At 61.8% G+C, this 23,670-nt stretch carries 26 protein-coding genes; 13 read left to right on the forward strand and 13 right to left on the reverse strand.

Annotated elements, in window-relative coordinates; translation table 11 throughout:
• Positions 1–7: 7 nt before the first annotated feature.
• Complete coding sequence (locus tag AB7828_RS07470) at positions 8–1,225, forward strand: multidrug effflux MFS transporter (protein ID WP_441229826.1); 1,218 nt, start codon at positions 8–10, stop codon at positions 1,223–1,225.
• Positions 1,226–1,237: 12 nt separating this feature from the next.
• Positions 1,238–1,918: a 3-oxoacyl-ACP reductase FabG gene (gene fabG, locus AB7828_RS07475; protein WP_441229827.1), complete on the forward strand. Its 681-nt coding sequence runs from the start codon at positions 1,238–1,240 to the stop codon at positions 1,916–1,918.
• A 141-nt stretch (positions 1,919–2,059) separates the two neighbouring features.
• Here the strand turns inward: fabG and AB7828_RS07480 are convergent, their stop codons facing one another.
• Positions 2,060–4,165: a DEAD/DEAH box helicase gene (locus AB7828_RS07480; RefSeq protein ID WP_439064028.1), complete on the reverse strand. Its 2,106-nt coding sequence runs from the start codon at positions 4,163–4,165 to the stop codon at positions 2,060–2,062.
• A gap of 264 nt (positions 4,166–4,429) precedes the next feature.
• Positions 4,430–4,909, reverse strand: coding sequence for an MgtC/SapB family protein (locus AB7828_RS07485; RefSeq protein ID WP_093758331.1), 480 nt, complete (start codon positions 4,907–4,909; stop codon positions 4,430–4,432).
• A 128-nt stretch (positions 4,910–5,037) separates the two neighbouring features.
• Between AB7828_RS07485 and AB7828_RS07490 the strand changes: the two genes are divergently transcribed.
• Together AB7828_RS07490 and AB7828_RS07495 are read left to right on the forward strand one after the other, a co-directional pair.
• Positions 5,038–5,721: a DUF2161 domain-containing phosphodiesterase gene (locus AB7828_RS07490; protein ID WP_089263989.1), complete on the forward strand. Its 684-nt coding sequence runs from the start codon at positions 5,038–5,040 to the stop codon at positions 5,719–5,721.
• A 126-nt stretch (positions 5,722–5,847) separates the two neighbouring features.
• Entirely contained in the window at positions 5,848–6,147 is a 300-nt protein-coding gene (locus AB7828_RS07495; protein ID WP_089263988.1) for a hypothetical protein, read from the forward strand.
• Between the two features lie 89 nt (positions 6,148–6,236).
• Here the strand turns inward: AB7828_RS07495 and AB7828_RS07500 are convergent, their stop codons facing one another.
• Both AB7828_RS07500 and AB7828_RS07505 read right to left on the reverse strand, forming a co-directional pair.
• Positions 6,237–6,869 (reverse strand): GNAT family N-acetyltransferase, encoded by a 633-nt coding sequence (locus AB7828_RS07500; protein WP_089263987.1) that lies wholly within the window; start codon positions 6,867–6,869, stop codon positions 6,237–6,239.
• Between the two features lie 173 nt (positions 6,870–7,042).
• The gene (locus tag AB7828_RS07505; protein WP_089263986.1) at positions 7,043–7,441 is read right to left on the reverse strand and encodes a PaaI family thioesterase; all 399 of its coding nucleotides are present in this window, start codon (positions 7,439–7,441) and stop codon (positions 7,043–7,045) included.
• Between the two features lie 113 nt (positions 7,442–7,554).
• Between AB7828_RS07505 and AB7828_RS07510 the strand changes: the two genes are divergently transcribed.
• Positions 7,555–8,337 carry a cobalamin-binding protein gene (locus tag AB7828_RS07510; RefSeq protein ID WP_441229828.1) on the forward strand — a complete coding sequence of 261 codons (783 nt, stop codon included), beginning with the start codon at positions 7,555–7,557 and terminating at the stop codon, positions 8,335–8,337.
• Between the two features lie 41 nt (positions 8,338–8,378).
• Here the strand turns inward: AB7828_RS07510 and AB7828_RS07515 are convergent, their stop codons facing one another.
• A complete protein-coding gene (locus tag AB7828_RS07515) occupies positions 8,379–9,086 on the reverse strand; it encodes a pyridoxamine 5'-phosphate oxidase family protein (RefSeq protein WP_441232209.1) in 708 nt (235 codons plus the stop codon).
• A gap of 118 nt (positions 9,087–9,204) precedes the next feature.
• On the opposite strand from AB7828_RS07515, the gene pdxR reads away from it, so the two are divergent.
• From pdxR to AB7828_RS07530, 3 genes are all read left to right on the forward strand, one after another.
• Positions 9,205–10,698, forward strand: a complete 1,494-nt coding sequence (gene pdxR / locus AB7828_RS07520) for a MocR-like pyridoxine biosynthesis transcription factor PdxR (RefSeq protein WP_441229829.1) — start codon at positions 9,205–9,207, stop codon at positions 10,696–10,698.
• Between the two features lie 121 nt (positions 10,699–10,819).
• Positions 10,820–10,972: a hypothetical protein gene (locus AB7828_RS07525; RefSeq protein ID WP_165826841.1), complete on the forward strand. Its 153-nt coding sequence runs from the start codon at positions 10,820–10,822 to the stop codon at positions 10,970–10,972.
• Between the two features lie 13 nt (positions 10,973–10,985).
• Entirely contained in the window at positions 10,986–11,231 is a 246-nt protein-coding gene (locus AB7828_RS07530) for a DUF6719 family protein (RefSeq protein WP_089263984.1), read from the forward strand.
• 15 nt (positions 11,232–11,246) lie between these two features.
• Here the strand turns inward: AB7828_RS07530 and AB7828_RS07535 are convergent, their stop codons facing one another.
• The 4 genes from AB7828_RS07535 to AB7828_RS07550 all read right to left on the reverse strand — a co-directional run bounded on the left by AB7828_RS07535 (position 11,247) and on the right by AB7828_RS07550 (position 13,305).
• Complete coding sequence (locus AB7828_RS07535; RefSeq protein ID WP_244558278.1) at positions 11,247–12,083, reverse strand: SDR family NAD(P)-dependent oxidoreductase; 837 nt, start codon at positions 12,081–12,083, stop codon at positions 11,247–11,249.
• Positions 12,083–12,532 (reverse strand): nuclear transport factor 2 family protein, encoded by a 450-nt coding sequence (locus tag AB7828_RS07540; RefSeq protein ID WP_441229830.1) that lies wholly within the window; start codon positions 12,530–12,532, stop codon positions 12,083–12,085. Before AB7828_RS07540 ends, AB7828_RS07535 begins: the two co-directional genes overlap by 1 nt.
• 176 nt (positions 12,533–12,708) lie before the next feature.
• On the reverse strand, positions 12,709–13,095 hold the full coding sequence (locus tag AB7828_RS07545; RefSeq protein ID WP_093758326.1) for a hypothetical protein: 387 nt from the start codon (positions 13,093–13,095) through the stop codon (positions 12,709–12,711).
• 48 nt (positions 13,096–13,143) lie between these two features.
• Positions 13,144–13,305: a hypothetical protein gene (locus AB7828_RS07550; protein WP_170849659.1), complete on the reverse strand. Its 162-nt coding sequence runs from the start codon at positions 13,303–13,305 to the stop codon at positions 13,144–13,146.
• Positions 13,306–13,638: 333 nt separating this feature from the next.
• On the opposite strand from AB7828_RS07550, the gene AB7828_RS07555 reads away from it, so the two are divergent.
• Positions 13,639–13,884 (forward strand): hypothetical protein, encoded by a 246-nt coding sequence (locus tag AB7828_RS07555; protein WP_441229831.1) that lies wholly within the window; start codon positions 13,639–13,641, stop codon positions 13,882–13,884.
• A gap of 36 nt (positions 13,885–13,920) precedes the next feature.
• On the opposite strand, the gene AB7828_RS07560 is transcribed toward AB7828_RS07555, so the two are convergent.
• Positions 13,921–14,436: a CreA family protein gene (locus AB7828_RS07560; protein ID WP_093759059.1), complete on the reverse strand. Its 516-nt coding sequence runs from the start codon at positions 14,434–14,436 to the stop codon at positions 13,921–13,923.
• Between the two features lie 229 nt (positions 14,437–14,665).
• Here AB7828_RS07560 and AB7828_RS07565 point away from each other — a divergent pair, with 229 nt between their 5' ends.
• The 4 genes from AB7828_RS07565 to AB7828_RS07580 all read left to right on the forward strand — a co-directional run bounded on the left by AB7828_RS07565 (position 14,666) and on the right by AB7828_RS07580 (position 18,642).
• On the forward strand, positions 14,666–16,294 hold the full coding sequence (locus AB7828_RS07565) for a L,D-transpeptidase family protein (RefSeq protein ID WP_441229832.1): 1,629 nt from the start codon (positions 14,666–14,668) through the stop codon (positions 16,292–16,294).
• A gap of 97 nt (positions 16,295–16,391) precedes the next feature.
• Entirely contained in the window at positions 16,392–16,967 is a 576-nt protein-coding gene (locus tag AB7828_RS07570; protein WP_089263978.1) for a glutathione peroxidase, read from the forward strand.
• 150 nt (positions 16,968–17,117) lie between these two features.
• Positions 17,118–18,062, forward strand: a complete 945-nt coding sequence (locus AB7828_RS07575) for a polysaccharide deacetylase family protein (protein ID WP_068731103.1) — start codon at positions 17,118–17,120, stop codon at positions 18,060–18,062.
• A 22-nt stretch (positions 18,063–18,084) separates the two neighbouring features.
• Entirely contained in the window at positions 18,085–18,642 is a 558-nt protein-coding gene (locus tag AB7828_RS07580) for a dihydrofolate reductase family protein (protein ID WP_175366116.1), read from the forward strand.
• 7 nt (positions 18,643–18,649) lie between these two features.
• Here AB7828_RS07580 and AB7828_RS07585 read toward each other — a convergent pair whose 3' ends face one another.
• The 3 genes from AB7828_RS07585 to aspS all read right to left on the reverse strand — a co-directional run bounded on the left by AB7828_RS07585 (position 18,650) and on the right by aspS (position 23,452).
• Entirely contained in the window at positions 18,650–19,105 is a 456-nt protein-coding gene (locus AB7828_RS07585) for a DoxX family protein (protein WP_089263975.1), read from the reverse strand.
• A gap of 197 nt (positions 19,106–19,302) precedes the next feature.
• Entirely contained in the window at positions 19,303–21,612 is a 2,310-nt protein-coding gene (locus AB7828_RS07590) for an NADP-dependent malic enzyme (protein ID WP_089263974.1), read from the reverse strand.
• A 67-nt stretch (positions 21,613–21,679) separates the two neighbouring features.
• Complete coding sequence (gene aspS / locus AB7828_RS07595; protein WP_441229833.1) at positions 21,680–23,452, reverse strand: aspartate--tRNA ligase; 1,773 nt, start codon at positions 23,450–23,452, stop codon at positions 21,680–21,682.
• Positions 23,453–23,670: the final 218 nt, after the last annotated feature.

Below are 23,670 nucleotides of genomic sequence, written 5' to 3' on the forward strand. Positions count from 1 at the left end.
ATCGATTTTGGCCCTCAGGCGCGACAGTTTCGCCTTCACCGCCTTTCTGGGCACATTGACAGCATTGCCACCGCTTTCGATCGACATGGGATTGCCGGGCCTTCCGGCGATCGAGGCGAGTTTCGCCGACGCCGCAGGACGCGGGCCGCTGACGCTCAGCCTGTTCCTGGCGGGCTTTGCGATCTCGCCGCTGATATGCGGTCCCTTGGCTGACCGCTTCGGGCGCCGCGCAACCTTGCTGGATGGACTGCTGCTGTTCTCGATCGCGGCCGGCGCCTGCGCGCTCGCGCCATCCTTCACCGTGCTGCTTGCCTTTCGATTGCTGCAGGGCCTCGCCGCAGGCGCTTGCGCGATCCTGCCCTTCGCCATCGTGCGCGACCTGTTCGAACACGGCACGGCGCGCCACAAGCTGTCGCAGATCGCCGCCGTGCTGGGTATCGCCCCGATGATCGCGCCGGTGCTGGGCGGCTGGGTGATGACCGTCAGTGACTGGCGCACCATCTACGCGGTGCAGGCCGCCGTGGGACTTATCCTGCTGATCGTCGGCGCCATCAGCCTCGATGAATCCCAGCCGGTCGAGAAACGCCGCTCGCTCAATCCCGCGCAATTGATCGAAAGCTATCGCATGGTGCTGTCCGATCGCATCTTCGTCGGCTTCTCCCTGCTCTATGCCTTCGCCTTTGCCTGCATGTTCGCCTTCATCTCCGGCGCGCCGTCGGTATTGATCGGCAGCCTCGGTCTCTCCACCACGATGTTTGCGCTGCTGTTCGGGCTGACCTCCTGCGGCGTGCTGGTTGCGTCGCTGATCAGCGGGAGCCTAAGCCGCCGCCATGTGGCCTCACGCAAGATCATCATGGCCGGTCTGTTGCTGATGATCGCCAGCGCCGTTGCAGCGGTCGCTCTGGTGCCTGCCGGCGCCATCACGACGCTGTCGTTGATGCCGCTGATGGCGCTCACGATCTTTTCCTTCGGCCTGCTTGCACCGAGCACCAACCACGAAGCCTTGCAGAATCTGCCGCATGTGGCAGGAGCGGCAGCCGGCGTGATGCGATGTATGCAGATGGTCATGGGCGCCTTCGCCAGCGCCATGATCGCGGTGTTCGAACCGTTCGGACACCCGGCGCTGGTGATGACCGGCCTGATGGCCGGCATGGCGCTCGCTGCCGGCGCGATCTATCTGTGGCTATTACCCAAGGCCAATTCCGGGCAGGATCATCGCGCGTAACAGGAGTTCCCCATGAACGGAAAGATCGTCGTCATCACCGGAGCGTCCGGTGCGCTGGGTCAGGTCGTGCTCGAACGCGCCGTTAAGAGCGGTGCAACCATTGCCGCCATCGACCATTCCGCCAGGACGCCAGCCTCAACGTCAGATCGTTTACAGATCGGCGGCGTCGACCTCTCCGATGCCGCGCAAGCCGACGCCGCCATCGCTGCAGTGGTCAAACAATTCGGCAAGATCGACGTGCTGATCAATATCGCCGGCGCATTCACCTTCGAGAATATTGCCGACGGTAACAACAAGAGCTGGGAGACGATGCATCGGCTCAACTTGCTCACGGCTCTCAATGCCTCGCGCGCGGCAATCCCGCATCTGACGTCGTCGAAGGCCGGACGGATCATCAATATCGGTGCGATGGGTGCGCTACAGGCCGGCGCCGGCATGGGGCCTTACGCCGCCTCGAAGGCTGGCGTGCATCGGCTGACGGAAACGCTCGCCGCCGAGCTGAAGGGCAAGGTCACGGTCAATGCCGTATTGCCGTCGACGATCGACACAGCCGCGAACCGCCGCGATATGCCCAATGCCGATTTTTCAAAGTGGGTCACGCCGGACGAACTCGCCAGCGTGATCCTGTTCCTGGCGAGCGATGCGGCGAGTGCGTTGACCGGCGCGCTGCTGCCGGTAAGCGGACGGGTTTAGCCACTATTTGTCCCACGCTCCGCCCTCATCCTGAGGAGCGGCCGCTTGGCCGCGTCTCGAAGGATGATTGCATATCACCAACTCATGGTTCGAGACGCGCGCTAAAGTAGCGCGCTCCTCACCATGAGGTCGGAGCCCAGACTACCCGGCGTTGCCCCAGATCTTTTTCTTCTTGCCGAAAGCCGGCTTGGCAGCTGGCGCACCGCCATCGCGCTTGGCCTTGGCGACGTAGGGCGGCTTGTCCGCGCGTGGTTTCTTTTCGAACTTCGGCTTGCCTTCGTAACGCGTGTCTTCGCTGCGGGGCTTTGCATAAGCCGGCTTGTCGGCGCGCACCGGATCGTATTTCGGCTTGCCGTCGAACTTGGGCTTGCCTTCATACTTCGGCTTGTCGTCGAAACGCGGTTTGCCCTCGTAGCGCGGCTTGTCGCCCTGGTAAGGCTTGTCGCTCTTCGGCTTGTCCTTCCAGGACTTCTCCTTATAGGCACCCTTGTCCTTGAAGTCCGGACGGTCGCCATCGGATCTGAAGCTGGGCTTGCGCGGGCGCTTGTTGGAATAGTCGCGATCTTCCGGCGCCGTGCGGCTCGATGCGACCGCGCCTTCCGGACCGTTAGCTAGCGGCTCGATGTGGATATTGTCTTCCTTGTCCGGACGCTTGATCATGGTCGCGAACTTCTCAGCCGCGGCTGCCGAAATCTCGAATTCCGAATTGCCGTCATAGATCTTGATCGCGCCGATATCGGCCTTCTCGATGCCGCCGCGACGGCAGATCATCGGCAGCAACCAACGCGCTTCGGCATTCTTCTGCCGGCCGATGGCGACGCGGAACCACTTGGCGCCCTCGCCCATCGGTTCGCTCTTCTTCGGGGTCTTGCGGACCGGAGCGCCTTCTTCGTCCCGGCGACGGCTGCCGGGGCGATCTTCGCGACCGCGGAACGTACCGGGATCCTGCACATCTTCGGGCGACGGCAGACGCGAGCGATACAGCCGCGCAAGCGCCGCTGCGATCTCCTCGGCCGAACGCTCGGCAAGCATCGCGCGCGCCAGCGTCAGATCGTCCTCGGTGGACTCTTCAGTGAACAACGTGTCCTGCAGCATGCGCTGCTGATCGAGCACACGGATTTCCTCGACGGTCGGCGCTGATCCCCAGACGGCATCCGTGCCAGCGAGATTGAGCAGCATCTCGGCGCGGCGACGGCGCGATGGAGGCACCAAGAGAACACTGACGCCCTTGCGGCCGGCACGCCCAGTACGACCCGAACGATGCTGCATCACTTCGGGATCGTTCGGCAGGTCTGAGTGAATGACGAGGCCGAGATTCGGAAGATCGATACCGCGCGCAGCCACGTCGGTAGCGACGCAAACGCGTGCGCGACCATCGCGCAGCGCCTGCAGCGCGTGAGTACGCTCGTTCTGGGACAGTTCGCCCGAGAGAGCGACGACCGAGAAGCCGCGCTCCAGCAGGACGGTCTGCAGATGGTTCACCGCGTTGCGGGTGTTGCAGAACACAATGCTGCTCGGCGATTCAAAATAGCGGAGCACGTTGACGACTGCGTGTTCGACGTCGTTCGGCGAAATTCGGATCGCACGATATTCGATGTCGGAGTGGCCACCTTCGGTGCCAGCGACTTCGACGCGGAACGCCTGCTGCTGATACTGTTTGGCCAGATTGGCGATGCCGCGCGGCAGCGTCGCCGAGAACAGCAGCGTACGGCGGGATGCCGGCGTGGTCTTGAGGATGAACTCCATGTCCTCGCGAAAGCCCATGTCGAGCATTTCGTCGGCTTCATCGAGCACCACGGCCTTCAGTTCGGAGACGTCGAGGCGATTGCGACGCAGATGGTCGCATAGACGTCCGGGCGTACCGACAACGATGTGCGCGCCTGCGGCCAACTCGCGCTGCTCCTTGCGCGGATCCATACCGCCCACGCAGGAAACGACGCGTGCGCCGGCATATTGATAGAGCCAGGTCAGCTCGCCATGCACCTGCAGCGCGAGTTCGCGCGTCGGTGCGACGATCAGCGCCAGCGGCGATCCAGCCTTCGGCAGCTTCTCCGCGCCTTCGAGCAGATTTTCGGCGATCGCCAGACCATAAGCGACGGTCTTGCCGGAGCCAGTCTGCGCCGACACGAGAAGATCACGACCGACAGCATCGTCAGCGAGGACAGCGGCCTGGACGGGGGTGGATTCATTGTAGTTGCGCTCAGCCAACGCGCGGGCGAGCGACGGACCAGTCGAGAGAAATGACACAGATGTAAACCTTGGTTGCAGCGGACCGCGTCGCGGTCGGACTCATTGAGATCCACGGGATCAATACTTGGGACCAAACGGAAACGAATCTGCCGCCCTTCAGTTGGCGGTCACGTCGGGTCCAGGAGTCCGGTGCGTATCGGGATCGACGGAGCTTTACGCTGCTTCGCAGCAAAAGGCCAATCATTGCTGCCATGTGCCGGCGAAATCGGGCGAATTGAGGTTAACCCTCACAGAATTGCGCCAGCACCGGTATTTTGTCGCTCAAATTTCGCTGGGAGGCTTTTTAACGTCCTCTTCCGTCTTTGGCCCCTCCTGCTTGAAAGGTACCAGGAGCCAAAGTGTCAGGAAGGTGAACAGCGAGATGACGACCGCCACATCATAGGCGCCGAGGCCCACGGCAGCGCCAGTTGCGCCGGTTGCCCACAGACTGGCTGCTGTGGCGGTACCACGCACCGAGCCGTTGTCTTTCAAAATGGCGCCACCGCCGATAAACCCCATGCCGGTCATCAGACCTTCGATAATGCGCGCTGTGCCTTCGGGATGACCGTTCAGAAACCCCTCGGTCGCCTGGACGATGCCGCAAGTGGCGAGCGCGACCAGCGGAAAGGTGCGCAGCCCGGCGCTGCGCTCGGCGCGCTCACGATTCCAGCCGATGGGCAGCGCTAGAACATAAGCGATCGACATAGCGATCAGATGCGGCAACAGACGAAAGCTGTCCGACATTTCCAGAAGGGTCTTCACCGCGGGTCTCCGATCGCACAGGGATAAGGCGCCTCGGGTGTCGCCGCGGGCCAACCCGGATAAACTCCGCCGGTGAGTCGCGGTTGCAGCGGCGCATCGTCTCATGGACCTCGGCTTGGACGTTCGATTTGGAAACCTCGCTCTACCTCCCGGTGAAACGCTTCCTCGAAGGCCTTGGCTTTACCGTCAAAGGCGAGATATCAGGTTGCGATCTCGTGGCGCTGAATGGCGATGATCCGCCAATCGTCGTGATCGGCGAGCTCAAGCTCAGCTTCAATCTCGAACTGATCCTGCAGGCTGTCGATCGCGCCGGCGCCTGTGATGAAGTCTGGGTCGCCGCCAAGCTCTCCATCCGCGGCAAGGGGCGCGAAAGCGATGCGCGCTACCGCAACCTGTGCCGCAGACTCGGTTTCGGCATGCTCGGAATTACGGAAGCCGGCGGTGTCGAGGTTCTCGTCGCGCCTGCCACTGTCGCGCCCCGACGCAATCCGAAGAAGCGTTCACGCCTCGTTACCGAACACAAGAAACGTCAAGGCGATCCTGCCCTTGGCGGCAGCACGCGCGCGCCGATCATGACGGCCTATCGTCAGCAGGCGCTCGCTTGCGCAGCGATGCTCGTCGTCGGTCCGCGCAAGGTGCGTGAGCTCACGCCGGATTATCCGGATGCGCAGAAGATCCTGCATCGCAACGTCTATGGTTGGTTCGAAAGTCCGGCGCGCGGCACCTACGCGCTCACCGATGCGGGTTACGCGGCGCTGAAACGTTGGCCGCAACCCCAACGGGATACCGCCCCGCCATCCGCTTTGTCGTAAAGCTACTGACCAAACTCTTTCTCGTTTTCCGGGAACAAGTTTGCATGGCTGCTTTGTCGCGGTAATTCCATATTGCAATGCAACAACAGCTCCCTTAGGTATCGCAAATCAACACTGAGGCGAGCGATGAGCGAAGACTGGAACACGAAATATGGAACGCGGCGCGTACGGCGCGATCCCCCGACCCTGGAAGAAGCCATCTTCGCCGCGATGGGTATCACCGAGGATCTCGATCAGCAGGCGGAGATCGCCGCCTCGCTGATGGGCATGCCGTTCGACGCCGTGCAGGCTGAAGTGAAGAAGGCCAATCGTTCGACCGGCACGCTGCGCGTGACCCGCGTTATCGCAGGCGAGCAAGGTGCTCAGCGTTCGGTGGTCGTGGAACGTCGCGTGACGCGCAAATTCGGTAACGACAAGCGCATCTGATTTTGAGGGCGCTCACAGCCCTCCCCGCAGTCGCAAAAAAGGCCTCGTTCACCACGAGGCCTTTTTCTTTGTCGCGATAGTTTCTTGGCTCAGGACGATTTGCCCCAGCCGGCGAGCTTCAACCACAGACCCCAGTAAGCCCGGTTATAGTCGGCCACCGCGCGCGCCACATCGAGCGCCGAGGTCTTGGGCTGCGGCGCGACACCTGCGCCCATGGGATCGCGCAGGTCTATAACTCCCGTGGATTCACCGTGCCGGAACGACAGGTGCGCACCGAACTTGTTGGCCAGTGCGCGCATCGCATCGTTCTGCGCGCCGGTGGTAATACGCAGCCTCGCGTAGCCCATCGACCGCGCCTTGGCGATCAGCTTGGTGAACAGGATGCTGCCAACGCCCTTGCGGCGCACGATCGATTCAACGCTGAAGGCGATCTCGGGCAGCGAGTCCGGCGACAGGTCGGCCTGATGCAGTTCAGCGGCGCCGCGTACGATGCCATCCTCGAAGTAAACGAGAATGACGGTGCCGGTATTGACGGACTTCTCGGCGTAACGTGCGACCCATTCGTCGTCGAGCGAACCGTTGAAACGATCGCGGCGGCTTTCGCGGTCCAATCTCAAGAGATGATCGCGGAACAGCGGCAGCTCGCGGGCTGCAAGGACACGCACATGTCCGCGGGCCGGAGCCCTGGTCGAAATGGCAATGGTGGTGGCTGCGTCTAACATGGTCAAAATCCTCAAGTTGCCCTCGAGGAAAGCGTCGATTCCCTAGACACCCTATATTGTGCGACGCACCATAAAATACAAGGGCGCAGATGCCGCACCTGCCAGCGCCCACTGCAGGTGAGCCATGCAATTATCCAGCATTAACAAAACCTTAAGCGCGGCATACCACCGCTTTACAGCACCAATTGGGTCTGCGTCACGACGCCTACCAGCTTGCCCTCTTCGGTCTCGATTCGGGTCTGCCATACCTGCGTTCTGCGCCCCCGATGAACCGGCGTTGCGATGGCGCGCACGGTGCTTCCTGCTTTCGCCCCGCCTGTGAAATTGGTCTTACTCTCGATGGTCGTCGTTCCCTTGGCGCCCTCCGGCAGATTGATGACCGTCGCCGCCGCACCAACCGCGTCGGCGAGCGCCATCACCGCGCCGCCATGGATCGTATGGCCGAGTGTGCACAAGTCCTCGCGCACCAGCATCGTGGCAACGACGCGTTCCTGGTCGGCGTCGGTAAAGGTCACACCCATCGAGACGGAAAACGGCATCGCGAGGCTGTGGATCTTGTCGAGCGGCGTCATGCTGGCCTCAACTCCCTGCGGTTTGTCTTGCCCATCATCATGCGGGCTTGATGAAATTTCACGACACAACACCATGCCGTGACAAGCTCTTTGTTAACAGGCATATCGACGTCATGCGCCACTTCCCGCCACGCCGGATCGTCTGCCTCACGGAAGAGACCGTGGAGACGCTGTATCTGCTCGGCGAACAGGATCGCATCGTCGGCGTCTCCGGCTATGCGGTGCGGCCTCCGCAGGTCCGGCGCGAGAAGCCGCGGGTGTCCGCGTTCATCTCAGCCGATGTGCCAAAGATCCTCGCACTCGATCCTGACCTTGTGCTGTGCTTCTCCGATCTGCAGGCCGAGATCGCCGCAGACCTGACGCGCGCCGGCATCGCCGTTCATGTATTCAACCAGCGCGACATCGCTGGCATTCTGGCGATGATCCGCACGCTCGGCGCGATGGTGGACGCCAGCGAACGCGCAGAGCAACTGGCGGTACAATTCGAGCTGCGACTTTCCAGCGTCAATGCTGCGGCAAACTTGCGACTGAGCAGACCGCGCGTCTATTTCGAGGAATGGGACGATCCGCTGATTACCGGGATCGGCTGGGTGTCCGAACTGATCGAGATCGCCGGCGGCGAAGACGCTTTTCCGCTGCTTCGACATCAGAAGGCAGCAAAGGATCGCATCGTCATGCCAGCCGACGTGATTGCCGCGGCCCCCGATGTGATCCTCGCCTCGTGGTGCGGCAAGAAAGTCGTGCCCGATAAAATCCGGCAGCGACCGGGCTGGAACACGATTCCTGCCGTGCGCGACAATCGCATCTATGAGATCAAATCGCCGCTGATCCTGCAACCGGGACCAGCAGCGTTGACGGACGGATTCGACGCGATCGTCGCGGCGCTGTGGCCGTAACCGGCACGAGCACCGACGCCGTCATCTGAGATGCTCGCCCCTTACCCCTTTGGGTACTGCAGAAAATAGGCATCGGTCAGTGCATCTTCGAGCAGCCGGCCTTCCGAATATGCTTGCAAGGAGGCCGGTCGTTCGACACCGGGCAAGAGCCGCGGACACGGCTCCGGCGCACCAATCACCGTCCTCACCGGAATGCGCTCGGCATAGATCGGCAGTTCGTAATCCTCGTCATCGTCAGCCACGCCCTTGGCGCGAATTTTTGCCGACGCCTCCTCGATCTCCATGGCGATAAAGGACGTCGCCTTCATCTCCTGCGCCGTGGTCTCGCGCAGACTGGCGGTACGATCCGGAAAGAAACGGTCGACCATCGCGATGCCAGCCTGCTCCTTCTCGTGGGGATCGGTGACGAGATAAGCGTTTCCGAATGCCATCACCGCACGGTAGTCCGCTGAATGATTGAAGCCGCAACGTGCCAGCACGAGGCTGTCGAGAAAGGCCACCGTGAGACAGACGCGTTGCTGCGCGGTCTGGTTCTTCAGCATGCGGCTCGCGCTACTGCCGTGCCAGTACAGTTTCGTGCCTTCGCGCCAGAAGAAGGTCGGCGTGCAATAGGGCTGCCCGTCGATCACGTAGGACACATGGCACATCATCGATGCGTCCAGAATTTTATGCACGGTCTCGTGGTCGTAGAAGCCGCGGTCATGGCGTCGCTTCACGCGATTGCGCGCCGTGAGCGGATATGACGCGATGTCTGCGTTCGTCGGTTCAGCGGTCTTCAGTTCGGCTGTGGTCACGGCAATCCCCCGTCAATTGGAAGTGTTCGAATGTGTTGTACCGCCGCATTTGGTCTGCGATAGTGCCAATTCCATGCGAAAAATTCCGACCAATTTGGCGAAGCCAATTCCGAAACCCGAGCTACCGCTCGATCTCACGGGCGCACATATCACCGAAGGATCGTCCTCGCAGGATCGGCTCTATCAGGCGCTGTGCCATGCCATCACCGGCGGCGTTGCCAAACCCGGCGAAGCTCTGCCGCCATCGCGTATCCTTGCGAAGCAAACCGGTTTTCAACGCAATGCCGTCACCAATGCCTATGAGCGTCTGATCGCCGATGGCTTTGCCGTCGCACGCGTCGGCTCCGGCACCTTCGTCGCCGCGCGGATTCCGACGCGGACCAACAGCAAGCCAGCCAAGGCCATTGCCATCGACGCGCCGCAGCGGGGCACGCTCGCTCTCGGCTGTACCGATATCGACGAACAGGCGCTGCGCCGTTTTCGCGCTTTCGCCGGCCGCCGCCTGCGCGCTTTCGGCGCCGAGCATCTGCACTACGGCGATCCCCGCGGCAGTCATGAACTACGCACCGCCATCGCCAATCATCTTCTGTCGGCGCGTGGGCTACGCTGCGATCCCGATCAGATCGTGCTGACATCGGGCACACAGCACGGGCTGCGCATCGTGCTGTCAGCCATTCTCAAGCCAGGCGAACAGATCTGGTGCGAGGACCCCGGTTACCCCGCCGCACGAAAATCGATCGAACATTGCGGCGCCCGGCCGGTGTCGGTGCCGGTCGATGACTTCGGCCTGATCGTCGCCAGGGGCCGTGCCACGGCGCCATCTGCGCGCGCGGCCTATGTCACGCCCTCGCATCAATTTCCACTCGGCGTGCAAATGGCGATGCCGCGGCGTCTTGAATTGCTCGACTGGGCGAAGGACGCCGGCGCATGGATATTCGAAGACGATTACGACAGCGAGTTTCGCTATGACGGCGCGCCGTTGCTGTCGCTCGCCGGCATCGATCACCTGCAACGCGTGATCTATATGGGCACGTTTGCCAAGACTCTGTTTCCCGGTCTGCGCATCGGCTACTGCGCCCTGCCCGAACGCCTGATTGGCCCGGTCACGACGGCGCGCGCGGCGATGGACCGCTTTCCCGGCACATTGATGGAAGGCGCCGTCGCCGACATGTTGAACTCCGGCGCCTTCGCGGCCAACCTGCGCAAGATGCGGAACATCTATCGCGAGGCGCGCGACGCTCTGGCGACGACGTTGACGGATGCGTCGGACGGGCAACTGACCGTGCCGGTGCCGTCACAGGGCCTGCATCTGGTGGCGAAGTTCGCGCCCGCGACGTCGCTTGAGATCGCCGCAAAGGCCAAGGCTGCAGCCGGCGTCGAGGGCTGGTTGCTGGCTGACACCTATCTGCGCGCCCGCCCTGCGCCGGGCTTCGTGCTCGGCTTCGCCGGCCATCCCATTCGTGAGCTTGTCACATCGGCGGAAAGACTGGCGAAAGCCTCAGCGGCGAGTTTGCGCGCCCACCGCAAGCCTGCAGCAAAGACGCGTGGAACCCGCGTGGGGGGCTAAAACTTGAGGCTGGCTGGCACTCAATGCCGGCAACCGCTGCGCTTCTAGAATCGGATGCGCATCCCTACAATCCAGGCAGACAAAATGCCCAGCAGGCAGATCTGCCCCCAACGGAGACCTCATGTCCGGCAATCGCAACGTGCTCTACCTGATCATCGGCGCGCTGATCGTCGGCATCGGCGTGCTCGGCTACAATCTCTACCAGACCAAGAAAGAACCCAGCGGGCTGCAGATCAATGTCGGCCCCGACGGCCTCAAGATCCAGAACAAGTAATAAAGGTCGCACAATGCGCTCGGCAATTTGGCTATCAGGAATTCTGGCTTCGCTTGCGTTAGCGACGCCGGCGCTTGCGATCGATCAGGTCAACCGCGAACAGGACATTGTTGATGTCCGCCTCGGCCAGCGCATTCTGGTCGATGACGGCTCTTGCCCCACCGGCCAGATCAAGGAAGTGTCCGGCACGACGCTGACCACGTCCGGTGTGACGCGTGTTCGCAAATGCGTTCCCCGCGCGGGCACCAAGACGCGCTAGTCCAAGACATGCTCATCAATGTCGCAGCGGCTCGCTTGGCGGCACCGGTGAACCGGTCTGGCCCACACTCGCACCGCCATCGATCGCTAGCGTAATCCCTGTGATCCAGCGCGCCTCGTCGCTGGCAAGAAACAGAACACCATAGCCGATATCCCAGCCGGTCCCTTCGGTGCCCAGCAGTGTGCCCGCTGCGCGCGCTTTGCGCATCTCATCGCTCATGCCACGCGACGCCACCATCGGCGTATAGACCGTGCCGGGCGCGATGCAGTTGACGCGAATGCCGTCGCGGCCGTGATGTGCCGCCATCGCTCTGGTGAGGCCGATCACCGCCGATTTCGACGTTGGATACAACAAGCTCGGGTGGCCACCACGCAGGCCGGCGATCGACGTCAGGTTGATGATCGAGCCGCCGCCGGATTTCATCATTTCCGGAATCGCATACTTCGCCATCAGCATCATTGAGGCAACGTTGATACGCATGGCGCCGTCCCAGGCGCGGTCGTCGACCTCGATGGCGTCGCCGCGCGGCCCGGTGAGGCCAACATTGTTGACGAGGATATCAAGACGGCCAAAGCCTTCGACGGTGCGTTCGACGATCGCCTCGCATGACGCGCGATCACTGACATCGCCGTCATAGATCTGCGTGATGCCGCCCTCCACAGCGATCAATCGCGCGGTTTCTTCGGCAGCGTCTACGTCGGTGTCGACCAACGCGACGCGCGCGCCATGCCGCGCCAACAACACCGCTGCGGCACGTCCGTTGCCAATGCCATCGCCGCGGGAACCCGCACCGGTGATAATGGCGACCTTGCCTTTCAATCGATCGTCACGCTGGGGCTGCGCCATATCCATCAGAACATGCCGTTGGTGTTAGCGGATTTTTCCGGGATCGGCTGAACGGCATCCCAATGTTCGACGATCTTGCCGTTCTCAAGCTTGAAGATGTCGATGATCGCGTTACCGCGCGTGCCCTTTTCGCGCACGGCATGGACATGCAGGATCACATAATCACCGTCGGCGAAGACCTGCTTGATCTCGCTATGCGAGTCCGGGAATTTCTCCCGCAGGAAACCGATAAAGCCTTTGAAGCCCTCGACACCATCAGCCGCGTTGGGATTGTGCTGAACATAACGCGGACCGAAATATTTGGATGCCGCCTCGAAGTCCTTTTGGTTGAGGCCCTTCTCATAGAATTCAACGACGGCTTTCTTGTTGGCTTCCTGGGTGCTGGCATCTGCAGCTAACGCCGCGCCGGTCAGAAATATCAAGACACACGTCAAGCCGATCGAAACAAATCGCATAAAAAATCCCTCGGTTCCCACCAATTCAATTAGTAGCGAATCCACCCACCTAACGGTGGTGTAGCAAAAACGCTATCATCGGCAGTAACGGGATGACGAGAGGGAAAGACAGAAATCCGCGATCATTTTGGCGCGACGACGCAGCGCAAAAAGATCGCGCGAACTAACTGAGTGGTTCAATCCAGCGGCGCCGGATCATACATGCATTGCAGGGTCGGCTTCGCGATCTGCGTGAAGGTCGCGCTGATCATCGACTGCTTCGATGCCGGGATCCAGTCCTTCTCGATCGTAGGTACGCCGCGCTCACTGATGCCCCGCAGCAGTGCCTCGCGCAAATCAGCGTCTTCCACCGTTGCCACGGCGTGGTCATGCAGGCAGCCGCACACTTCTTCCGGATGCGCCCAGCGCCCGACCATATGCGGCGAGCACAAACGAACGAACTCGCCACGCTGGTCCGGCAATTTCCGCCATGACCAGATCTGCGCCTGCGCCGCACTTCCCGTGATGGAACTCGCAAGGGCGGCAGCGACAACAATGGCAGTCAGAATACGTGGTCTAGTCATTTCAAAACTTTTCTTGTTGTTTCTCGGGTTATCCGCCCGCGATCGAAATCAGCGCGCGTAGGCGACAACCATCGGCGCAACAGCACTGATCGCGGGCGAACCGGTAAAGGCGAAAGTGCCGATACCCGGCAGGTTACCCTCAATGGAACCGGCCATCGACGGGCCAGCCAGGATGAAGGCGAAAGCGAGGATGAAGCTGATGGTACGCATCTGACGTCTCCAGTTCGGCAGCGCTGCCCGCCGCGTCGTTGACAAATGGATAGCCAATGCGGGTTTCGGCACGTCTGCGGCCCAAGAGGAAAATGGTTTCGTCCCCCGTCGAATTGTTTCGTGGCGCCCATGCCGACGACACAATCCGGGCGGCAAATCTGCGAACGGCTTAGAAAGAACGCCTTGGAAAGGATGTCTCGAAAGTTCGTCCGGCTGTCGCACGCCCTTAACAAAACTGAACCGAAACGCGGCTAAAGCGACTTCAGGAGAGCGTATGCAACCTTTTCAGGCGACTGCGCGTTTCTGTTCACCTCGAAGAGAAGGAATGCAGTCGTGGGAACCGGCAACAACGACGTTGACAAGGATACCCCGATCAGCGCCCTCGGACGGCCACTGGTCTCCACGGTACACACGCGCGCCAAATGCCAAGGCGCCATGTCGCAGCAGGGCTACGGCTCGCACGGCAACGAGTGCTATCCGCAGCAGCTGGTCCAGCTCGTGGGCTATCGTGACCCGCAGCCGCAGCAGTCATGGGACCGCTTGCGCACGAAACGCGTCGTCACCCACTCCGCTGAATAGCGAAGCACAGCCAAGTTCTAGCGGCCAATAGCTCGCTTATTTGATGAAGTCGCCGCATTTCTGCACGGCGGCGTCTGACTGCCCCCAGGGCATGATCGGAACTGATGACGTCGAGTTCTTCGGCGAACCCTCGATGATCCGGTCCGAATAGACCATGTAAACCAGCACGTTTCGCTTGGCGTCGCAGCCGCGGACGATTTGCATTTTCTTGAAGAAAAGGCTGCGGCGCTGCCGGAACATATCCTCGCCCTGATCGCTCTTGGCCTTGAACGTAATCGGGCCGATCTGCCGGCACGCGAGCGAGATGTCCGAAACTTCTTCGGCCAGACCGAGCCAGCCCTTGAAGCCACCCTTTTCAGGCACCGTGAAGTGGCAGGCGACACCGTCGACTTCGGGGTCGTCGACGCCATAGGTCGCCAGCTTGTCGTTCGGGCTGAGCCATTTGAACACGGTGGAGCGCCGGAAGATCAGATCCGGTTCATCCGCAGCCTGCGCCGGGACAATTGCCAACGCCGCGAATGCCGAAAGCGCCAAAACGCCGCGTCGCAGCATCTTGGTGAGCGCGCCAGATCCATTAAACGTCATGCAACTCTCCGTGACCGATCCAGAATATGTAGGCATTCCAACCGGATTCGGAAGCCAGGATGCCCCTCTGTTAATTCAATGTGAGGCTTTTTTGCTAGGCTGATCCCGACTCAGCGGTAGCCAGATCACTCATGCTGGTGAACCCATCTCGCGCCTGCGAGACTAATGTTTTCAGATGGATTCGAGGATATTGGACGTGAGTGCATTTCAATTGTCGCGGGGATCAACGGACAAGAGCCGCTTTCTGGGCAGCACATTCTTTTCCGGCAGCTTTCTGCGGATCGCACTCGTCGCCATGACCGGCATGACCGTGGCGGCGCCTGCCGATGCTGCGGTGTTCTGGACCGACGAAAACCCGATGATCATGCGGGAGATCGAACCGCCAGCGCCGCAACCGCAGCAGCGCCAGAAAAAGCTGAAGCGCCTTGGCGCCAAGCTTGAGAAGCAGGTCAAGGAACACGCAAAGCCGGTCGGCCCGCTGGTGATCGCCATCTCGATCGAACGACAGTCCCTGCGGGTATTCGACGCCAACGGCCTGTTCGCGGAAACGCCGGTCTCTACCGGCATGCGCGGCCATTCGACGCCCATGGGCGTGTTCAGCATCATCCAGAAGAACAAGTGGCACCGCTCCAACATCTATAGCGGCGCGCCGATGCCCTACATGCAGCGTATCACCTGGTCGGGCATTGCTTTGCATGCCGGCGCGCTGCCAGGCTATCCGGCGTCCCACGGCTGCATCCGCATGCCGATGGCCTTTGCGACCAAGATCTGGGGCTGGACCCGCATGGGTGCCCGCGTGATCATCGCGCCCGGTGAAATCTCCCCAGCGGAAATCTCGCATCCGCTGCTCGCCACTCAGAAAATCGCGCCGGGTCCGGTCGCGGCAGCGGCGCCTCAAGACGTCCAGACATCGCCAAAGGCTGATAAGGTATCGGCAGATGCGAAGCCCCAAGACCTTGGTCTGAGGCCATCCGCCGCCGACCGCGCCAAGACTCAAGACAAGACCCAGACCGCCGATGCCAGCAATGCGATGGCAAAACCGGCGCCCGCGACTGTGATGTCGGACGCCACACCTGCAAAGGTCGAAAGCGCCGTCAAAGCCGCCGAGCCCGAGATCATGACGCGCCGCGATCTCGACGCCGCGATCGCCAAGGTCGTCGAATTGCCGCCCCCCGAGGTCAAATCGGCAGAGACCGTCGCGGAAGCGCCAGCCAAGCTTGAACCTGCCAAGACGGAAGCGCCGAAGGCGGAAATCGCAAAAGCTGATGTCGCACCGGTCGCCGCCAGTGTGCCCGACGTCAAGAAGGACGAAACGCGCCCCGCCGATTCAGCCAAGGCCGAGATGCCTACGGCGCCCGCTGCCGATGCGACGCCAAAGCGCTCCGGCCAGATTGCCGTGCTGGTCAGCGGCAAGGACGGCAAGCTCTATGTGCGGCAGAATTTCGCGCCGCTGTTCGAGACGCCGATCGCGATCAAGCCCAGCGATCGCCCGCTCGGCACTCACATCTTTACCGCCCGCATCGACAAGGATGATGCCAAGGCATTTCACTGGACCGCAGTCTCGCTGCCTGCCGTGCCGCATCGCGCCGACGAGGATGACAATGTTTCGCGACGCCGCAAATCCACTGGCGCGGTTGAAGTGAAAACCCGGCCGCTGCCGAACAGCGCCGCCGAAGCGCTCGACCGCCTGACGATCCCTGCGGACGCCATGGCACAGATTACCGAAGCGCTCGCGAGTGGCGGCTCCATCGTGGTGTCCGATCAGGGCATTGCCGCCGGCGGCGAGACCGGCCAGGGCACCGAATTCGTGGTGCCGCTGCGCTAGCCTCGTTCACTCCGGCCCTGTAACAGCTTGTTGAGTGCGTCATCTCGGAGATGACGCTACTCTGCTCGCGACACAGGCTGGGCTACGACGAATGGCGATGATCAATCGCAGGCAGATACTGACAACGGTATTGGGCGCGGCAAGTGCTGTGGCGGTCGCGCGTCACGCCTCGGCGCAAGGCGCCGTGAGCCGCATGACCGCCTATGGCTTCGCGTTTCCCGGCCTCAAGGGTGGCGACATCAAACTTGCCGACTATGCAGGCCGCCCGATCATGGTGGTCAATACCGCCTCGCAATGCGGCTTCACCCCGCAATATGCCGGGCTTCAGACACTGTGGACCGAGTTCCGCGAGCGCGGCTTGATGATTGTCGGCGTACCGTCCAATGACTTCGGCGGACAGGAGCCGGGCAGCGCCAAGGAGATCGCCGACATTGCCGAGGGACATTTCGGCATCGGTTTCCCGATGGCCGCCAAGACCGTCGTGAAGGGACCGAACGCGCACCCCTTCTACAAATGGGCGGCAGAGGCACGGCCGCGCGACCTGCCGCGGTGGAACTTCCACAAATATCTGGTCGGCCGCGATGGCTATCTCACCGACTCCTTCGCCTCCGAATTCGAACCGACCGATACACGCATCAAGACCGCCGTCGGACGTGCCCTGACCGCGGCTTGAGCGGTTCAATATCGATCCAGCCACTGACTGGGGATAAGGGCCGTTGCCATAGCGGTACCGCCTGAAATCGCGCTAGAATTGCGGCCACGACCATCTGGATCAGCCCGACCACCTCGCTGACGACGCTGGTCGCAGGTCAAGGGGGACGTGATGCGCAGTGCGGCAGGTCTGATTTTTGCGAGCGCTATTTCATTGTGGGCAGCAGGCGCACAGGCGCAGGCACCCAAAGCCGGTGTTGCTGCCCCCGCCCCCGCGGCAACGCCTGCGCCGCCACCGGCGCCCGCGGCTGCACCTGCCCCCGCCAAATCGACCTGCGCCAATCCCGATGCGCTCGGCGTCAGCCGTGTGGTCGAGATCGACACGACGGGTGGTCCGGGCTTCGGCTTCGAACATTTCAAGCAGCTCGACTTCCTGCGCGACAAGGAAGTGGTGCTGACCTTCGACGATGGTCCATGGCAGACTACGACGCCGACTGTGTTGAAGACGCTCGCCGACGAATGCGTCAAGGCGGTGTTCTTCCCGATCGGCAAGCACGCCACCTATTATCCGGAGGTGCTCAAGCAGGTCGCTGCGGCCGGCCATACCATCGGCGGACACACCTGGGCTCATATCGCGCTGACCAACAAGAAACTGACCCAGCAGCAGCGCATTGATGAAATCGAGAAAGGCTTCAGCGCGGTAAAGTGGGCACTCGGCTCAGCCCCCGCACCGTTCTTCCGCGCTCCGGCGCTGCAGCACCCGCCGGAAATCGTCACCTATCTCGGCACGCGCAACATGGCGATCTTCTCCTGTGACATCGACTCGTTCGACTTCAAGACGCGCAAGTCCGAACAGGTCATCACCAATGTGATGACCAAGCTCGACAAGCTCGGTAAGGGTATCATCCTGATGCACGACTTCCAGAAGCACACCGCCGAAGCGCTGCCGACCCTGCTGCGCAAGCTCAAGGCCGGTGGCTACAAGGTCGTGCATATGCGGGCCAAGGCGCCCGTACAGACCATCGCGTCCTATGATGAAGCGATCGTCAAGGACGCCAAGCTGCCGACGGTCAGCAGCCGTCCTGTGAACAGCGTCGTCCAGACGATCTCGGAATAATGAGGACTCGTCGACGCCCCTGATGCCCGCATTTCGTTTCAACGGCTACGTCATCGTCTCGGCGGACGGCATGCTCGCCGATGCCAGTGGCGTGATGCCCGATACCCTCAAATTTCCCGGCGACCTCGCCTTTTTCACCGCAGGTCTCGACCGTGCCGACCTGATCGTGCACGGCAGGCATTCGTTCGAGGATCAGCCGAACTCACCGAAACGCAAGCGCATCATCGTCAGCCGCAGCATCGCTGCCATAGGCCCCGATCCCGAAAACAACAAAGCCACGCTGTGGAATCCGGCCGGCGCATCTTTCGAAGACGCTTGCGCGCATGCGGGCGTTCATGCCGGCACCGTCGCCGTCATCGGCGGCCCCAGCGTATTCGAGATGTTCTTTGATCGCATCGACGTGTTTTGGCTGTCGCAGGCGCCGCATGTCCGCCTGCCCGGCGGCGAGGGATGCTTCCCCGGCGTCCCCGAACGATCACCGCAGGACATTCTCTCCAGTCACGGCCTGCAAGCGAGCGAGGTCCAGATCCTCGACTCCGCGCATGAAGTCACAGTAACGGCCTGGCGGCGGGTGTCCTGAGCGAGGACTATACTTCGTTGTAGCCGCCCGGCAGCCGCGCGCTGCGGCCGATACCGGCGATCATGAAGAGGCCGCCGATCAGCGACAGGTTCTTCAGCGCGTGGATCATCTGGTTCTTGGCCTCAGGGCCGGTCAGGTTCCAGAAGTCGTGGAAGTAGAACGTTGCGGCCATCACGAACAGCACCAGCACCAGGGCGAAGAAGCGCGCGCCCAGATTCAGCGCGACGAGGATACCGCCGACCAGTTCCAGTGTCGCAACGGCGATTGCAAGAATCTGCTTCAATTCCATGCCCGCCAGCCCTTCGAGCTGTGTCGCATAGGGCGTCACGACCGCAGGGATCGTCGGGATAACCTTGTTCGCGATCGCATCTGCTGTTGCGCTGAGGTCGAGAAACTTGGATGCGCCGGACGCAATGAAGATCACGGCAAAGAGAATGCGCCCGAAAGTAATAAACGCTGGCATTGGTCGGCCTCGCTGGACTGCAATGAATACTTGTCGAAATACGTGACGAGTATGATCATTCCATCACATTTTTCAAACGAACAAATGGATGACCTCGTTGGCGTCATCCATTTGTCGCGATGCTTCTCAGATTGGCTAACTATCCAAAAGCGCAATGGCCGGGAAGCATCCAGCCAGCGCGAGGCTGACTGAACGCGCTAGCCGAACAGGCTCGCCTGCGGACGCCCAGCCCGCTCCTGCGCCTCGACAGCCGCAACCGCCGTCATGTTGAGGATACCACGCGCTGTCACCCCCGGCGTCAGGATATGCGCCGGACGGGCCGGGCCGATCAAGATCGGGCCGACCGGGAGCGCATCCGCCAGCGTCTTGATCATCTGATAGGCGACATTGGCGGCATCGAGCGTCGGCATGATGAGGACATTCGCCGAGCCTTCGAGTTTCGAATGCGGCAGCACGATCTTGCGGGCCGCTTCCGACAGCGCGGTGTCGCCCTGCATTTCGCCATCGGACTCGATTTCCGGATGCTTCTCACGGAGCAATGCTGCGGCGCGGCGCATCTTGCGCGAAGAGTCCGTATCGTAGCTGCCAAAGTCAGAATGCGACACGAAAGCGATCTTCGGCTTCATGGCGAAGCGCTGCACGTGGTTGGCAGCGAGCGCCGCGATTTCCGCGAGTTCTTCCGCGCTCGGATTTGGACGCACCTGCGTATCAGCGATGAAGTGCGCACCCTTGCTCGTGATCATCAGCGACAGCGCTGCAAAATCGCTGACGCCCGGCAGGAAGCCGATGATCTCGCGCACATGGCGCAGATGGCTCATGTAGCGGCCTTCGACGCCGCATATCATTGCATCCGCTTCGCCGCGGATCACGGCGAGCGCGGCGATCACCGTCGCATTGGTGCGGACGACCGTGCGCGCCGCATCCGGCGTCACGCCGCGACGGCCGGCCACGTCGATATAGGACTGCACGTAAGAGCGATAACGCGGATCGTCCTCGGGATTGATCAGGTCGAAATCCTGGCCGGCCTGGATCGCCAGACCGAACCGCTTGATGCGGGCTTCAACGACCGACGGACGGCCAACGAGGATCGGACGCGCCAGCTTCTCTTCCAGCACCACCTGCACGGCGCGCAGCACGCGCTCGTCTTCGCCTTCGGCATAGATCACGCGCACCGGCTGGGTCTTTGCCTTCGCGAAGACCGGCTTCATCACCAGACCGGAGCGGAATGCGAAACGCTCGAGACCTGCAGTGTATTCCTCGAAATTGGCGATCGGGCGCGAGGCCACGCCGGATTCCATCGCCGCCTTAGCGACGGCCGGCGCGATGCGCAGGATCAGGCGTGGATCGAACGGGCTCGGGATCAGCGACCCCGGACCGAAGCCCTGGGTCTCGTTGTCGAAGCCGGCGGTCACGGCATCCGATGGCGGGTCTTGCGCAAGCTGCGCGATGGCATCGACGGCAGCGATCTTCATCGCCTCATTGATCGCCGTCGCCCCGCAATCGAGTGCGCCGCGGAAGATGAACGGGAAACAAAGGACGTTATTGACCTGGTTCGGAAAGTCCGACCGGCCGGTGCAGATCATCGCGTCCGGGCGTGCCTTGCGCGCTTCGTCCGGCATGATCTCCGGCGTCGGATTGGCCAGCGCCATCACCAGCGGCTTGTCGGCCATCGCCTTGACCATCTCGGGCTTCAGCACGCCCGGAGCGGAGACGCCCAAGAAAATATCGGCGCCGGCGATGACATCGCCCAGCACGCGCGCATCGGTCTTCTGCGCATAGACCGCCTTCCAGCGGTCCATCAGGGTGTTGCGGCCCTCATGCACGACACCGTCGATATCGCAGACCCAGATGTTCTTCTTCTGCGCGCCCAGCGACACCAGAAGATTGAGACAGGCGATCGCCGCAGCGCCAGCACCCGAGCAGACGATCTTGACGTTCTTGATGTTCTTGCCGTTGAGCAGCAGCGCATTCTTGATCGCGGCGCCGACGATGATGGCGGTGCCATGCTGATCGTCGTGAAACACCGGGATCTTCATGCGCTCTTTAAGCTGCGCCTCGATCTCGAAACATTCCGGACCCTTGATGTCCTCGAGGTTGATGCCACCGAAGGTTGGCTCCAGCGCCGAGACGACCTCGACCACGCGCTCGATGGTGTCGGCGGCGATCTCGATGTCGAACACGTCGATGCCGGCGAACTTCTTGAACAGGACCGCCTTGCCTTCCATCACCGGCTTCGACGCCAGCGGACCGATATTGCCGAGACCGAGGACAGCCGTGCCGTTGGAGACGACGGCCACGAGATTGGCGCGCGAGGTCAGCGACGCCGCTTCATTGGGGTCGGCTGCGATCGCGAGACACGGCGCGGCCACGCCCGGCGAATAGGCCAGCGCCAGATCGCGCTGGTTGGCAAGCGGCTTGGTAGCCTGGATTTCGAGCTTACCCGGCTTGGGAAGGCGGTGATAGGCAAGCGCCGCGCGCGAGAGATCGTCAGAAGATGAAGAAGACATGCGTGCTCCCGCGCGTCATAAAACAAAAGTTAGGTAGAAGGGCGTTTCTTCTTGTTGGTTTGCCGGACTACTTGTCCTGCAGATTGAGACGGATATGCGCTTCACGCAACTGCTTCGGCGAAGCCTCTGACGGTGCGCCCATCAACAAATCTTCAGCACGCTGGTTCATCGGGAAGAGCGAGATCTCGCGCAGGTTGTTCGTACCGCAGAGCAGCATCACGATACGATCGACGCCTGCCGCCATACCGCCATGGGGCGGCGCGCCGTACTGGAAGGCGCGATACATGCCGCCAAAGCGCTCGATCACCGTCTCCTCGCCATAGCCGGCGATCTCGAACGCCTTCACCATAGCTTCGGGCTTGTGGTTGCGGATGCCGCCCGACGCGATCTCGTAGCCGTTACAGGTGATGTCGTATTGGAAAGCCTTGATGGTCAGCGGATCCTGACCTGTCAGCGCATCCATGCCACCCTGCGGCATCGAGAAGGGGTTGTGCGAGAAGTCGACCTTCTTGTCGTCCTCGTTGTACTCGTACATCGGGAAATCGACGATCCAGGCCAGCGCGAAGCGCTCCTTGTCGATCAGGTTGAGCTCTTCGCCGACCTTGGTGCGTGCGAGACCTGCAAACTTGTAGAATTTCTCGGGATCGCCCGCGACGAAGAACGCGGCATCGCCGGCCTTCAGGCCGAGCTGCTGACGGATCGCTTCAGTGCGCTCCGGTCCGATGTTGTTGGCCAAGGGACCAGCGCCCTCACCGCCTTCACGCCACATGATGTAACCGAGGCCCGGCTGGCCTTCGCCTTGCGCCCAGGAATTCATGCGGTCGCAGAATGCACGGCTGCCGCCACCGGGACCGGGGATCGCCCAGACCTGATTCTTGTCGTCTTCGAGCATGCGCGCGAACACCTTGAAGCCGGAGCCGCGGAAGTGCTCCGCCGTGTTCTGCATCTCGATCGGGTTGCGCAGATCCGGCTTGTCGGTGCCGTATTTGCGGAGCGACTCTGCGTAAGGGATCTTCGGCCAGTCCTTGTTGACCGGCTTGCCCTTGGCGAATTCCTCGAACACGCCGGTGATGACCGGCTGCACGGCCGCGAACACGTCTTCCTGCTCGACGAAGCTCATTTCGAGATCGAGCTGGTAGAATTCGCCGGGCAGACGGTCGGCACGCGGATCCTCGTCGCGGAAACATGGCGCGATCTGGAAGTAGCGGTCGAAGCCCGACATCATCAGCAGCTGCTTGTACTGCTGCGGTGCCTGCGGCAGCGCGTAGAACTTGCCGGGATGGATGCGCGACGGCACCAGGAAGTCGCGCGCGCCTTCGGGCGACGACGCGGTGAGGATGGGCGTCTGGAATTCGAAGAAGCCCTGCTCCTTCATCCGCTTGCGCATCGAGTCGACGATGGCGCCGCGGGTCATGATGTTCTGATGCAGCTTCTCGCGACGCAGGTCGAGGAAGCGATATTTAAGCCGGATGTCTTCCGGATAGTCCTGATCGCCGAATACCGGCAGCGGCAATTCGGCTGCGGGGCCGAGCACCTCGATGGCATCGATATAGATCTCGACATCGCCGGTGGGCAGTTCGGCATTCTCGGTGCCGCCAGGACGACGACGCACCTTTCCGTCGATCTTCACGACCCATTCCGAACGCAGCGTCTCGGCGACCTTGAACGCCGGCGAGTCCGGATCGGCGACGCATTGCGTCAGGCCGTAATGGTCGCGCAGATCGATGAAGAGCACGCCGCCATGGTCGCGGATACGATGGCACCACCCCGACAGGCGAACGGTCTGGTCGATATGGCTGTCGCGGAGCGCGCCGCAGGTGTGAGACCGGTAGCGATGCATGGGTATCCTGGAAATACGTCAGAGGGCGGAATCGGGTTCGCGATCAAGCGCGAAGCGCAGGGTTTACCCGACCGCATCCGACGCGGCAACCAAAGCTCGGCGATCAAATCGCCCGAATTTGCGGGCCGCGACTGCATCACCGGAGGCCTCCAACCGATGAATTTCGGACTACCATTTCCAAATGCAATCGAGCGATCGGAAAACCTCCCGCAACGCGG

The organism is Tardiphaga sp. 215_C5_N2_1, from assembly GCF_052076055.1.
Taxonomy (GTDB): domain Bacteria; phylum Pseudomonadota; class Alphaproteobacteria; order Rhizobiales; family Xanthobacteraceae; genus Tardiphaga; species Tardiphaga robiniae.

What these genes read in the sequence shown, in the direction of transcription:
- fabG (WP_441229827.1), top strand. Translation starts at nt 1,238, where the DNA reads ATGAACGGAAAGATCGTCGTCATCACCGGAGCGTCCGGTGCGCTGGGT.
- AB7828_RS07495 (WP_089263988.1), top strand. Translation starts at nt 5,848, where the DNA reads ATGAGCGAAGACTGGAACACGAAATATGGAACGCGGCGCGTACGGCGC.
- AB7828_RS07500 (WP_089263987.1), bottom strand. Translation starts at nt 6,869, where the DNA reads ATGTTAGACGCAGCCACCACCATTGCCATTTCGACCAGGGCTCCGGCC.
- AB7828_RS07505 (WP_089263986.1), bottom strand. Translation starts at nt 7,441, where the DNA reads ATGACGCCGCTCGACAAGATCCACAGCCTCGCGATGCCGTTTTCCGTC.
- AB7828_RS07510 (WP_441229828.1), top strand. Translation starts at nt 7,555, where the DNA reads ATGCGCCACTTCCCGCCACGCCGGATCGTCTGCCTCACGGAAGAGACC.
- pdxR (WP_441229829.1), top strand. Translation starts at nt 9,205, where the DNA reads ATGCGAAAAATTCCGACCAATTTGGCGAAGCCAATTCCGAAACCCGAG.
- AB7828_RS07525 (WP_165826841.1), top strand. Translation starts at nt 10,820, where the DNA reads ATGTCCGGCAATCGCAACGTGCTCTACCTGATCATCGGCGCGCTGATC.
- AB7828_RS07530 (WP_089263984.1), top strand. Translation starts at nt 10,986, where the DNA reads ATGCGCTCGGCAATTTGGCTATCAGGAATTCTGGCTTCGCTTGCGTTA.
- AB7828_RS07535 (WP_244558278.1), bottom strand. Translation starts at nt 12,083, where the DNA reads ATGGATATGGCGCAGCCCCAGCGTGACGATCGATTGAAAGGCAAGGTC.
- AB7828_RS07540 (WP_441229830.1), bottom strand. Translation starts at nt 12,532, where the DNA reads ATGCGATTTGTTTCGATCGGCTTGACGTGTGTCTTGATATTTCTGACC.
- AB7828_RS07545 (WP_093758326.1), bottom strand. Translation starts at nt 13,095, where the DNA reads ATGACTAGACCACGTATTCTGACTGCCATTGTTGTCGCTGCCGCCCTT.
- AB7828_RS07550 (WP_170849659.1), bottom strand. Translation starts at nt 13,305, where the DNA reads ATGCGTACCATCAGCTTCATCCTCGCTTTCGCCTTCATCCTGGCTGGC.
- AB7828_RS07560 (WP_093759059.1), bottom strand. Translation starts at nt 14,436, where the DNA reads ATGCTGCGACGCGGCGTTTTGGCGCTTTCGGCATTCGCGGCGTTGGCA.
- AB7828_RS07570 (WP_089263978.1), top strand. Translation starts at nt 16,392, where the DNA reads ATGATCAATCGCAGGCAGATACTGACAACGGTATTGGGCGCGGCAAGT.
- AB7828_RS07575 (WP_068731103.1), top strand. Translation starts at nt 17,118, where the DNA reads ATGCGCAGTGCGGCAGGTCTGATTTTTGCGAGCGCTATTTCATTGTGG.
- AB7828_RS07580 (WP_175366116.1), top strand. Translation starts at nt 18,085, where the DNA reads ATGCCCGCATTTCGTTTCAACGGCTACGTCATCGTCTCGGCGGACGGC.
- AB7828_RS07585 (WP_089263975.1), bottom strand. Translation starts at nt 19,105, where the DNA reads ATGCCAGCGTTTATTACTTTCGGGCGCATTCTCTTTGCCGTGATCTTC.
- AB7828_RS07590 (WP_089263974.1), bottom strand. Translation starts at nt 21,612, where the DNA reads ATGTCTTCTTCATCTTCTGACGATCTCTCGCGCGCGGCGCTTGCCTAT.
- aspS (WP_441229833.1), bottom strand. Translation starts at nt 23,452, where the DNA reads ATGCATCGCTACCGGTCTCACACCTGCGGCGCGCTCCGCGACAGCCAT.